Consider the following 11,294-nt stretch of genomic DNA (forward strand, 5'->3'; position numbering starts at 1 on the left):
GGCCCCGCTGGCTAGAGCAGTTCCCGCACGTCTACCACTTTGCCGCTCACGGCCGCCGCCGCCACCATGGCCGGGCTCATGAGCAGGGTGCGCCCACTGGGGGATCCCTGGCGACCCTTAAAGTTGCGGTTGGAAGAAGAGGCGCTAATCTGCCGGCCTACGAGGCGGTCTGGGTTCATGGCCAAACACATGGAGCAGCCGGGATCCCGCCACTCAAACCCTGCCGCCTCAAAGATCTCGCGCAGGCCCTCGCGTTCCGCCTCCTGCTTGACCCGCTCCGAGCCGGGCACGACAAACGCCTTCACTCCAGGCGCTACTCGCCGTCCTTTGGCAATCTTGGCCGCCTCCCGCAAATCGCTCAAGCGGCCGTTGGTGCAACTGCCAATGAAGCAGACATCCACTGGCGTGCCCACGATGGGATCCCCCGGCCGCAAGCCCATGTAGGCATAGGCTTCCTTGGCCAGCTCCCGCTCGCTTTCCGGCAGCTCTTCCGGTGCCGGGATCCGCTCGTCCACCCCAATGCTCTGACCAGGGGTGATTCCCCAGGTTACGGTGGGGGCGATCTCTGCGGCCTGAAACACCACCACGTCGTCGTAGACGGCGTCGGGGCCGCTGGCCAGGCTTTGCCACCAGGCCACTGCCTCCTCCCAGTCGGATCCCTGAGGAGCAAACTCCCGTCCCTTTAGATACTCAAAGGTTACCGCGTCGGGATTGACGTAGCCGCAGCGGGCTCCCCCCTCGATGGACATGTTGCAGAGGGTCATGCGCTCCTCCATGCTCATGGCCTCGATGGTGCTGCCGCCGTATTCGTAGGCGTAGCCCACCCCGCCTTTGACCCCCAGCTTGCGGATGATGTGGAGGATCACATCCTTGGCGTAAACCCCCGGCCCCAACCTGCCGTGCACCTCGATGCGGCGCACTTTGAGCTTGGACAAGGCCAGAGTTTGGGTGGCCAGCACGTCCCGCACCTGGCTGGTGCCGATGCCGAAGGCAATGGCCCCAAAGGCCCCATGGGTAGACGTGTGGCTATCGCCGCAGGCAATGGTCATCCCCGGCTGCGTCAGCCCCTGCTCCGGCGCAATCACATGCACGATCCCCTGCTGGCCGGAGCCGCTGTTGTAGAAGCGGATGCCATATTGGCGACAGTTGCGCTCCAGCTCCTGGATCATCTCCTCTGCCAAGGGATCCGCAAAAGGTCGCGCCCGGTTGTCGGTGGGGATAATGTGATCTACCGTAGCCACCGTCCGCTCCGGAAAGAGAACCGGCAGATGGCGCTCCCGCAGCATGGCAAAAGCCTGGGGGCTGGTGACCTCGTGGATGAGGTGCAGGCCGATGAACAACTGCGTCTGCCCCGAGGGCAAAACCCGCACCGTATGGGCGTCCCAGACTTTGTCGAACAACGTCCTCTCGCTCATCTTCCTCTCCGGCCTGCGGCCAAGCCAGTTTTGAGCTGCTTTCCGTAGAGCTTCAATGTCCTACTTGTTACCAAAGCTTGTCAAGTCAGAGGTCGGGGCGGGCAAAGCACCTTTCCCAAGGCCGGGCTAGCCCAGTTGAGCTGACCGGCCCTAGGGGAGACGGAGGGCCTGGGGATCCGGCTCCAGCAGAATACCGGTGGGAGCAAACTGGGTTACCCAGAAATCCACCTCTGGAAAGTGGTGGCACAGACTGTCACGGGCTTGGGCGGCCCTCTCCAGGCTGGCCATGATCCCAAACACCGTCGGCCCTGAGCCCGACATCAGGGATCCCAGCGCTCCTGCCTCGAGCAAGGCCTGGCGCAATTTTCCCACGATAGCGTGCTCGGCCAAAACTGGTTGCTCCAGATCGTTGCGCAAACTGCGGGCCAAGCCCAGCAGATCCCGACGCTCCAGAGCAGCCAGCACCTGAGGCAAGGTGGGCCGGGAGGGCGCGCCAGAAGGCGAGGCAGCGGCGTGGCGAGCCCGAAAGGCCTGATAGGCCCAGGCGGTGGAAACCCCTAGATGCCGGGGCTTGGCCAACAGCAGCGGGATCCCTTCCCAGTCGGCCAGCGGCTGTAAAACTTCTCCCCGTCCCGTAGCCAACTGCGTCCCCCCCTGCACACAAAAGGGAATATCGGATCCCAAACGGGCCGCCAAGCTCTGCAGTTCTCCTACCGTCAGGCCCAGGCCCCAAAGCTGGTTCAGACCCACCAAAACTGCCGCCGCATCCGCTGAGCCGCCCGCCAAGCCCGCTGCTACTGGGATCTGTTTTTCCAGCTGGATCTCCACTCCCAGCTCAGCCCGACATTCCCTTTGCAGCAGCTCAGCCGCGCGGTAGGCCAGGTTGCGGGCATCTGCCGGCACTTCCGGGTGATCGCAAATCAAGAGGATCCCGTGGGGACGGCGCTGGAGATGCACGCGATCCGCCAAAGTGATGCTCTGTAGGATCATGGCCACCTCGGAATAGCCATCGGGGCGGGAGCCGAGGATTTCTAGGTAGAGATTGATCTTGGCGCGGGCAATCAGGGTACAGGCTTGCATGGGGAAAGGAGCGAGGTTGACAGCAACTCCCCTCAGCCTGTCCAAACCAAGGGGAAACCAGACCTTGCTGGGGAGGCCTTCCAGCCTGATTCTAAGGCAAGGGATCCCTGGGCGGAGGAAACAGCATGGGATTGGCTATGGCCATCGGGCCGGCCACCGTTTGCTGCAAAAGCGCCCGCAAAGCGGGATCCGCTGCCCAGCCCAAGGGCGAAGCTGGAGGCGAGCCCAGGGCACCCCGGAACGGAAGCTAGGTTTACTTCACCAAAACCCGAGACCGCTGCCGTCCTGGTTGCAGAAGGGATCCCAGAGCCGATCCAGAACTGATAGAGTTTTGGCACCCTCTGCCTCACCACTGCCCCATGAGCAAGCCCAAAGCCGGGATCCTCTACAACGACGCCAAGCCCGCCGCCAAGCGCAGCAGCGAAACCCTGTCCCGCTGGTTTCAGGAACAGGGTTGGGAAGTCTGTGTCGCACCCAACTGGGGCGGCATCCTTGGCTACGCCAAGCCCGACAGTCCCGTCTGCTTGACCAAGGTGGACAGCCTGGCCCCCGCCGGCTTTGACGAGAGCATGAAGTTTGCCGTGGTGCTGGGGGGAGACGGCACCGTTTTGGCAGCAGCCCGGCAACTGGCCCCCAAAGGGATCCCCTTGCTGGCCGTGAACACGGGCCACCTGGGCTTTCTGACAGAGACCTACCTAACCCACCTGGAGGAGGCGGCCAAGGCAGCCATTGCTGGCGAGTACATTCTCGATCGCCGCAGCATGTTGCTGGTGCAGGCCTACCGCGGCAACGAATTGCGCTGGGAGGTGCTCAGCCTCAACGAGATGGTGCTCCACCGCGAGCCCTTGACCAGCATGTGCCACTTTGAAGTAACCATTGGGGATCACTCACCGCTGGATGTGGCTGCCGACGGCATTATTTTAGCCACCCCCACCGGTTCCACCGCCTATGCCCTTTCTGCGGGAGGGCCGGTCATCACTCCCGGCCTGCCGGTGTTGCAGTTGATCCCTATCTGTCCCCACTCGATGGCCTCACGGGCTCTGGTCTTTCCCGATTCGGAAGAGGTATGGATCAGCCCCGCCAGCCCTCAGCCGCTGGTTTTGGTAGCGGACGGCAATGCCGGCTGCTACATCCTGCCAGAAGACCAAATTCGCGTTGTCCGCGCCCCCTACTGCACAGATTTGATTCGCCTACGCCGACCGGAGTTTTTCCGCGTCATGCGGGAGAAATTGGGCTGGGGCCTAACCTACGCCTCCAAGCCCACCTCGGTAGAGCTGCCTTAGTTAGAAAACTTAAATGAGGAGGGGCTGTCGACTTCGATGGGGCCCAGCCCTCTTTTTTGCACCAGGGTTTGCAGCTCGTGCACAAGGTGTTGATCTCGGGAGGCCGTTCGGGCCCCGGACTCGGCAGCCCACGCTTTCAAGTCTTGAATCTGGTCGCGGGCGATGGCGGCCAGGGGAACGGTTTGGCGAATGGCGCCGAGAATATCCTCCTGGGTAAACTCGCGGGGCGGATCCTGGTTGAAGGCCATGTGCATGGCATCGTAGATGGTCTGCTCAATTTCTGCGCCGCTGAAGTTTTCGCTGGCCATGGCCAGCTCAGGGTAGGCAAAATCCCGCACGCGGTTGGGCCGCAGCCGCTGGATGTGGACTTGGAAGATCTCCTCCCGCTCCCGTTGGTTGGGCAAATTGACGAAGAAAATTTCGTCAAACCGGCCTTTGCGCAGCAGCTCGGCCGGCAAGATGCGGACATTGTTGGCGGTGGCAACAATAAAAACGGGTTTGGTTTTTTCCTGCATCCAGGTGATCAGGCTGCCGAAGACCCGCTTGCTGGTGCCCGAATCCCCTGAAAACTCGCTGTTGACGCCGCCAAAGGCTTTATCCAACTCATCAATCCACAACACACAAGGGGCCATGGCTTCGGCAATTTGGATCATCTGGCGCACGCGGCTTTCGCTTTCGCCGACGATCCCGCCGAAGAGTCGCCCCACATCCAGCCTGAGCAAGGGCATGCGCCACTCGCGGGCTATGGTTTTGGCACATAGAGACTTGCCGGTGCCCTGGATCCCGGCCAGCAAAATGCCCTTAGGACTGGGCAAGCCATAGGCACGGGCCTGGGCACTAAAACTGTTGCGGCGCCCCCTAATCCAGGCTTTGAGGTTTTCCAGGCCGCCGACATTTTGCAAGGTCTCGGAGGGGTTGTAAAACTCCAGGATTTCCGTCTGGCGGATGTATTGTTTTTTCTCTTCCAGAACAAGGTCAATATCGCCCTCGCTGACCTTGCCCTTGGCGGCTAGGGCGCGGGCCAGGATCCGCTCAATGCGCTGCCGGGTCAGTCCTTGGCAGGCTCGAACCAGTTGTTCCCGCGCCGGGCCGCTTAGCTCCAGTTGACGGGCAGGGATCGCGCGGGTAATGATCCGCTCAATTTCGGCGATGCTGGGCAGGGGAAAATCATAGACCACAATTTCCTCGCGCAGCTCGGCAGGGACAACGGCTTCTTGGCCCAAGAGGATGATGGACTTGCGGCTGTGGCGGCTCTCTCTGGCCAGGGTTTTCAGGTAGCGGATGACGGGGTAATTGTCCGAGCGTTCCGGATTTCTCAGGGTGGGGTTTAGGTCTTTGAGAACACAAATAACCGCCTCGTCCTCTTTGATGGCGCCGATGCGGCCCAGAGCAGGCATCAATTGGCCTTTGTTTTGGCCGTTATCTGACCAGCCGGAGACGATATCCCAGATTAGGAGTTTGCGCTTGGGCTTGAGGGAATCGGCTAGAACTTGCAGGAGCTCCTCTGCCGGGGCTTCTTCGGGAGTAACCAGGTAGATCAAAGGGTAGCGGGCGCGAACCACTAAGTCCAGCAGTGTGAGGATGTCTTGGTGATTGCTGGCAAAGGCGAGATCTGAGGGACTCATGGATCCACTGAGAGCGGCTGTAGGTAGTGTAGCCAAGGGATCAGGCTAGGGATGGATGGCTCCGTCGGGGAGGATGGCCCCTTTCAAGTCGGCGAATTGATCCCAGCCGGGACTTAGTTTTGCGCCCCATAGGTTTGCCCCCTTTAGGTTCGTGCCACCCAGCTTTGCTCCCCTCAGGTCAGCCCTGCTCAGGTCGGCCCCGCTCAGGTTGGCCTCGCTCAGGTTGGCCCTGATCAGGTCGGCCCAGCTCAGGTTGGCCCCGCTCAGGTTGGCCCTGCTCAGGTCGGCCCAGCTCAGGTTGGCCCCGCTCAGGTTGGCCCTGCTCAGGTCGGCCCCAATCAGGTTGGCCTCGCTCAGGCTGGCCTGGCTCAGGTCGGCCCCGCTCAGGTTGGCCTGGATCAGCTTGGCTCTTCTTAGGTCGGTCTTGCTCAGGTTGACCTCAATCAGGTCGGCCCCGCTCAGGTTGGCCCAGATCAGGTTGGCCCCGCTCAGGTCAGCCTCGCTCAGGTTGGCCTCGCTCAGGTTGGCCTGGCTCAGGTCGGCCCAGCTCAGGTTGGCCCCGCTCAGGTTGGCCCTGCTCAGGTTGGCCCTGCTCAGGTCGGCCCCGCTCAGGTTGGCCTGGCTCAGGTCGGCCCCGCTCAGGTTGGCCTGGCTCAGGTCGGCTCTTCTTAGGTCGGTCTTGCTCAGGTTGGCCCTGCTCAGGTTGGCCTCGCTCAGGTTGGCCCAGCTCAGGTCGGCTCTGCTTAGGTCGGTCTTGCTCAGGTTGGCCCCGCTCAGGTAAGCCCTGCTCAGGTTGGCCTGGCTCAGGTTGGCCCCGCTCAGGTTGGCCTGGCTCAGGTCGGCTCTTCTTAGGTCGGTCTTGCTCAGGTTGGCCCCACTCAGGTCGGCTCTGCTCAGGTCGGCCCCCCTCAGGTCGGCCCAGCTCAGGTTGGCCCCAATCAGGTTGGCCTCAATCAGGTCGGCCCCCCCTAGGTCGGCCCAGCGGAAATCCCGCTCTCCCGCTTTATACCTTGCTCGGACATCTCCAACCTCTCGGAGGGGAAGTCGATGGGACTTTGCCACCTGCACCTGCTGCGGATCCTTCGATTCCAGCAGCGTCTCCCAAGCCGCAAACTGCACTTCCCAGTTGGGATCATTTCGCAGGGCTTGGATAACAAGCTCGGCCCCTCTGGATCCGTACCTCAGAGCACCCTTGATTGCTTGGATTCTCACCTTGGGATTCGGACTGCCCAGGGCTTGCTCAATGCCCACCAAGCCTCCCATGACCGGATCGGATCCGGCTGGTTGCTGTCCACCCAGAACAGGATCAAAGTTTTCCGCCATCCCTAACCTCAAGTTAACCTTCCAACCACCTGCTGCTGCATAAGGGTCTTTTGAGTTTGCAAATCTACTACCGTTACCCGCAAAGTTCGCCCGGCATCGACGGCAAAGGTGACCTGCAAACGATCCACTCCCACCCGCCCTAGCGGCTTGAGGGGAATGGAAAGCTGGTTGTGGATCCCAAGGGGACGAAAGCTAGAAGCTGCGGTGCTGTTGCGGATCTGCATCCGACCGTCGGGATCGTAAACAACCTCAGTTGCCCCTTCCTCGGCCATCTCACCAACCACCAGGTTGATGTGGCTTTGCCCATTGGCGTTGGCCTGCAAGGGAGGCAGTTCCACCGTGGCAGGATAAGCCGTGCCGCTCTTAAAGAGAGGGAAAAAGTCGGGCGCCTGCAAATAGGGATTCCAGAGCCGCAGGGCATAGGTATGGCGGAGATGATCTTGAAGGCGGGCAAACTGGGTGAAGGCCAGAGCGCCGTGGGCCACTGCCTCAAACGGCTTGTGGTACTTGACCTTGTCGCGGCCAAAGAGGCTAATGACCTGATGCTGCACTCCTGGGATGAGGCTGGTGCCACCCACCAACACCACCTGGTGGATATCTCGTTTAGAGATCCCTTTATTGTGGGCTTTCTCGATGACCTCATCGATGGCTTCTCTCAGCCGCGTCAGCAGGCCGCGCTCTTCCAACAGCTCCTGGAGTTGCTCGCGCTGAAGCGTTAAAGTGTGGGTCTCAAAGGAGTCTTCATCCAGCCAGGCCTCGCTGGCCTGAGAATGGCTGGAGAGGCGGATCTTGAGCCGCTCGGCAACCTCGCACAGAACCTGGAAGCTGCTGGCCGGGACCTGCTGTCGCTTGCGGCCCAACTGCTCCAGCACCCATTCGGCAATCCAGATATCGATATCGACGCCGCCACAGCCATAGGCCCGGTCAGTTTTGGCAATGACCTCAGCTCGGTAAGCAGTGCCCTGCTCTGGCTTCAAGATTTTGACCAAAGAGAGGTCGAGAGTTCCGCCCCCCAAATCGATCACCAAAATCAGGGATCCCGGCTCCTGGATCCCGTAGCCCAAAGCAGCCGCGGTGGACTCGTCGAGGAACACGACCTGTTGGATCCCTAGGGAGCCAAACACCTCTTGCAGGTTGTGCAAATAGCCCTCGTAGGCTCCCACCGGCACGGTCAAGATCACCTTATCGGGCTGCCAGCCCTCTGCCTGGAGTTTGGCAAGAAGCTGCTGCAGAAAGATCCGCGTGGCCTCTTGGGCTGTGTAGGCCTGTCCATCCACATAGGTTGGAGCCGGCTGGAATTGTTGAGAGAGATCCCGCTTAAAGCCTTTGAATAGGCGCTTGGGATCCCGTTTGGCCTGGGCAGGTGCCCCAATCAAAAATTGCTGATTTTGGCCGACAAAGAGAACCGAGGGAATTAGAGGGGGGCTGCCGTCGTAGCGGTGGGTGATCCCTGGTATATCGATTGCAAGGGGTTTTTGGTTTTGGTAGGCACAGACCACCGTATTGGAAGTGCCAAAATCAATAGCCAACGTCGTCATGCTGCCAAGGAAGGTAGAGTGCGACTGACTTTGGCTCGAACTAAAACTTGATCCCTAAGTCGATAGCCCACAAAGCGAACGTAGACCGGCTCTCCCGCCTGGATATCCTCTTCATCGGGCTGGTGGCTTTCTGGGTCATAGGCCACCTGTTGCCACACCTGGCCAATGGTTTCCAACTGCCAGTCTTCCAACAAGTTGCCCAGACAGGTCAGCAAAGCCAAGACTTGCTGCGCGGGGTAATCCGGTCGCCTCTGCACAACCTGCTGCAGGGTAGGATATTGCACCAAAAGAGGCTTGAGCTTTTCCACCAGTTCGGCGCGGATTTGATGGCGCAATTGCCCTTCCTGCTGTTCTAGCTGTTTGTGCAGCCGCTGCAATTCCTGAGCCGTTTCTACAGACTCCGATGCTAGCTCAATTCCGCTAAAATCCTGAATAAGGTTCGGCAAGGGTACTTGCAAAATGCTGGCCGCTCGATTGAGATCGGCTAACTTCAGCTTTTCGGCCTGTCCAGTTCTCAGGGCATTTAGGGCTCCTCGACTCAGTTTGGCCTTTTGTCGAAGCTCTCGCCAGGTTGAGATACCGGCAGCCTGCATGAGATTGCGCAGCAGGGCATCATGACTTTTCATTTCAGAGTTACGACTCCAAAATGGAATCCTAGCCAGAGTCTTTTGGATCCCTTTGGTTAAACCAGACAGGGGATCAAGAAAGGGGTTTGGGGCATTCATAGACGCTCCACCTGACGCTGGACATCTTCTTCTATGACTGGTACCTGGTCATATTCAGGCAACAGTTCCCTTTTTTGAACTGTGCCCAATGCCCTTTCTATTTCCTCAGTTAGTTCAAGGCAGCCCTTGCCTTTGACATTGAGCACGCGCTCAATCACGTTGCCATCTTTGTCGATGATGTATTCAACCTGTTGATATTCCGCCATAATGCCTCCTCAAGCCCAGCGCCCCAACACAATCCTGATCTGCCCTTTTTCATCCACAGATTCCGACTCTACCGTAAATCCCTTCTCCGCGGCCGTCGCAAGAAGCTGCTCGCGGGTATAGGCTTGGCGGATTGGCGCTAAGAAAGCCTCAGCGCTGACTCCCGTTCCCCAAAAGTCGGCAATCATCTCCAGGCTGTCCCCCCGTTGGCGAAAGCCAATGTCGTAGCCGTTGCTGCGCCTAACCACCAGATCTGCCTGGACACGGTTCCCTCCATACCCCCGGACATAAGTGTTTTCCAAGACCTCGTGACCTTGGGCAACCAAAGCGCCTTTCAGGATCTCTTTATTTTTGAACTGAACCTTGATGCTGGTGAAGTGCGACACTGTGGGGATTCTCCTCAGAAGAACATGCTTTATCCTAGAGCAGTCCTCTTGGCTTGAAAAGTTTTGCTAGGGCACAAAGCCGCGTGGCCCTAACCAAAGAAATTGAGGGAGCCAACCATTAGTTTCCCTTGGCTAGAGGATGCCGGTGGGGATCCGAGGTAGCAGGAGGAAGCAGGCGAGGGACATCGCGGTAACCAAACCAGACGCTCGCCAAACTTTTGAACCAAAGGGAGAGCCAGGTCAACTTCCACTGAAAATCAAGTCTTGCGCCCTGGAGATTTGCGCCTCCTACCTTGGCATGGTCTAGGTTGGATCCTTCCAGGCTGGTGTAGCTTAGGTCGGCCCAACTGAGATTGGATCCGCTGAGGTTGGCCCGGCTGAGGTCAGCCCCCCTCAGTCCGGTTCCAACTAGGCTGGCTCCCCTCAAGTTTGCACCGACCAGTTTCGCCCCGCTCAGGTTAGTCCAGTTCAGGTTGGCGCCGCTCAGGTCAGCTCCACTCAAGTTTCTCTTGGAGGCGTGACCGTTGACGATCTCCCACACCAGCCGCCACTTGGCCTCGATCTGGGTTTCAGGAGAAAGGATCACTCGTTGCAGATTGGCCAGCTCCAGATTTGCCCCTCTCAGGTCGGCGCCGCTTAGGTTGGCTCTGCCCAGATAAGCCCTACTAAGCTGGGTTCCACTGAGATCGGCTTGGGTTAGGTTGGCCCCACCCAGCTTGGCCCTCTTTAGATTGGCTCCACCTAGGTTGGCCTCGCTCAGATCTGCCCCAATCAAGTAAGCCCGGCTTAGGTTGGCTCCGCTGAGCCTTACCCCCCTGAGGTCTGCCTGGCTAAGGTTGGCCTTTCTCAAGTCCGCCTCTCTCAAGTCCGTCCGGCTCAGCTCCTGCGAATGGGCGCAAGCATGGAGAATAATTAACCACCAGCGACTCTCCGGGCTGTCCTCTGCAGAAATCACCGCCCCTCTCAAGATAGGCAAGTTTAGGCTTGTCTTGCCCAGTTTGGCTTCGCCGAGGTCGGCCCCGATGAGGCTAGCCCCCCTTAGATCTGCGCCGTTCAGTTTAGCCCGCCTCAGCCTGGCTCCGATGAGCTTGGCCTGTGTCAACTTGGCCCCCACGAGTTTAGCCTTGGCTAGTTCGGTCTTGATCAAGCTGGCGCCACTGAGGTTGGCAGCGCTTAGGTCTGCGCCGCTGAGATCTGCTTGGTTTAGATTGGCCCCCCTCAGATCCGCCTGGCTCAGATTGGCTTTGCTCAACTCTGCCCACTTTAAGTCTGCGCCGCAGAGGTTAGCCCCTCTCAGGTCGGCTCCCACCAAGTTCACGCCGGTGAGGTTGAGCCCGCTCAGATTTGCCCAGCTCAAGTTCGCCCCGCTCAAGTCTGCCTGAGCTAGATTTTTCCCCTGGGCGTGGCCGTTGACAATTTCCCAGATCAGTTGCCACTTGCGGTCAATTTGCGTTTGAGGGGAAAGGATGGCTCCTCGCAGGCTGGCCAAATGTAGGCAAGCGGCGTCCAGGTCGGCCTGCCTGAGGTCGGCTCCCTCCAAGTTGGCCCACCTGAGGTCGGTTCCCCTCAGGTTAGCTTCTCTCAAGTTGGCGCCGGCAAGTCTTGCTCCCCTCAGGTCTGCTTGAGCCAAGTTGGCCCCACTCAGGTCAGCCCAATCCAGGTTCGCCCCGCTCAAGTCTGCCTGAGCTAGATTTTTCCCCTGGGCGTGGCCGTTG

10 protein-coding genes are annotated in these 11,294 nt (G+C 59.6%); 1 reads left to right on the plus strand and 9 read right to left on the minus strand.

The annotated features are described in order from the left end of the window. Window positions 1-11: 11 nt before the first annotated feature. Window positions 12-1,415 (minus strand): 3-isopropylmalate dehydratase large subunit, encoded by a 1,404-nt coding sequence (gene leuC / locus GG26_RS05130; RefSeq protein ID WP_099812543.1) that lies wholly within the window; start codon window positions 1,413-1,415, stop codon window positions 12-14. Window positions 1,416-1,565: 150 nt separating this feature from the next. Continuing rightward, window positions 1,566-2,495, minus strand: coding sequence for a 4-(cytidine 5'-diphospho)-2-C-methyl-D-erythritol kinase (gene ispE / locus GG26_RS05135; RefSeq protein WP_099812544.1), 930 nt, complete (start codon window positions 2,493-2,495; stop codon window positions 1,566-1,568). Window positions 2,496-2,854: 359 nt separating this feature from the next. Here ispE and GG26_RS05140 point away from each other — a divergent pair, with 359 nt between their 5' ends. Continuing rightward, complete coding sequence (locus GG26_RS05140; RefSeq protein ID WP_011429193.1) at window positions 2,855-3,778, plus strand: NAD(+) kinase; 924 nt, start codon at window positions 2,855-2,857, stop codon at window positions 3,776-3,778. On the opposite strand, the gene GG26_RS05145 is transcribed toward GG26_RS05140, so the two are convergent. The 7 genes from GG26_RS05145 to GG26_RS05175 all read right to left on the minus strand — a co-directional run. Beyond that, the gene (locus tag GG26_RS05145) at window positions 3,775-5,403 is read right to left on the minus strand and encodes an AAA family ATPase (protein WP_414389204.1); all 1,629 of its coding nucleotides are present in this window, start codon (window positions 5,401-5,403) and stop codon (window positions 3,775-3,777) included. The genes GG26_RS05140 and GG26_RS05145 overlap by 4 nt on opposite strands. Before the next feature lie 45 nt (window positions 5,404-5,448). Continuing rightward, complete coding sequence (locus GG26_RS05150) at window positions 5,449-6,726, minus strand: pentapeptide repeat-containing protein (RefSeq protein ID WP_414389206.1); 1,278 nt, start codon at window positions 6,724-6,726, stop codon at window positions 5,449-5,451. Window positions 6,727-6,734: 8 nt separating this feature from the next. After that, window positions 6,735-8,264, minus strand: a complete 1,530-nt coding sequence (locus tag GG26_RS05155; protein ID WP_414351930.1) for an Hsp70 family protein — start codon at window positions 8,262-8,264, stop codon at window positions 6,735-6,737. Next, window positions 8,261-8,890, minus strand: a complete 630-nt coding sequence (locus GG26_RS05160; RefSeq protein WP_168173627.1) for a helix-turn-helix domain-containing protein — start codon at window positions 8,888-8,890, stop codon at window positions 8,261-8,263. Before GG26_RS05160 ends, GG26_RS05155 begins: the two co-directional genes overlap by 4 nt. Window positions 8,891-8,985: 95 nt before the next feature. After that, window positions 8,986-9,195 (minus strand): DUF2997 domain-containing protein, encoded by a 210-nt coding sequence (locus GG26_RS05165; RefSeq protein ID WP_099812547.1) that lies wholly within the window; start codon window positions 9,193-9,195, stop codon window positions 8,986-8,988. A 9-nt stretch (window positions 9,196-9,204) separates the two neighbouring features. Next, window positions 9,205-9,579, minus strand: a complete 375-nt coding sequence (locus tag GG26_RS05170) for a DUF1257 domain-containing protein (RefSeq protein ID WP_099812548.1) — start codon at window positions 9,577-9,579, stop codon at window positions 9,205-9,207. Between the two features lie 118 nt (window positions 9,580-9,697). Continuing rightward, window positions 9,698-11,294: pentapeptide repeat-containing protein (locus tag GG26_RS05175; protein ID WP_414389209.1), on the minus strand; the 1,597-nt coding region annotated here is incomplete at its 5' end.

The organism is Synechococcus sp. 'PEA 65AY6A-5F PE A', from assembly GCF_047462575.1.
Lineage (GTDB): Bacteria > Cyanobacteriota > Cyanobacteriia > Thermostichales > Thermostichaceae > Thermostichus.

What these genes read in the sequence shown, in the direction of transcription:
- GG26_RS05150 (WP_414389206.1), bottom strand. Translation starts at nt 6,726, where the DNA reads ATGGCGGAAAACTTTGATCCTGTTCTGGGTGGACAGCAACCAGCCGGA.
- GG26_RS05155 (WP_414351930.1), bottom strand. Translation starts at nt 8,264, where the DNA reads ATGACGACGTTGGCTATTGATTTTGGCACTTCCAATACGGTGGTCTGT.
- GG26_RS05165 (WP_099812547.1), bottom strand. Translation starts at nt 9,195, where the DNA reads ATGGCGGAATATCAACAGGTTGAATACATCATCGACAAAGATGGCAAC.
- GG26_RS05145 (WP_414389204.1), bottom strand. Translation starts at nt 5,403, where the DNA reads ATGAGTCCCTCAGATCTCGCCTTTGCCAGCAATCACCAAGACATCCTC.
- ispE (WP_099812544.1), bottom strand. Translation starts at nt 2,495, where the DNA reads ATGCAAGCCTGTACCCTGATTGCCCGCGCCAAGATCAATCTCTACCTA.
- leuC (WP_099812543.1), bottom strand. Translation starts at nt 1,415, where the DNA reads ATGAGCGAGAGGACGTTGTTCGACAAAGTCTGGGACGCCCATACGGTG.
- GG26_RS05160 (WP_168173627.1), bottom strand. Translation starts at nt 8,890, where the DNA reads ATGAAAAGTCATGATGCCCTGCTGCGCAATCTCATGCAGGCTGCCGGT.
- GG26_RS05140 (WP_011429193.1), top strand. Translation starts at nt 2,855, where the DNA reads ATGAGCAAGCCCAAAGCCGGGATCCTCTACAACGACGCCAAGCCCGCC.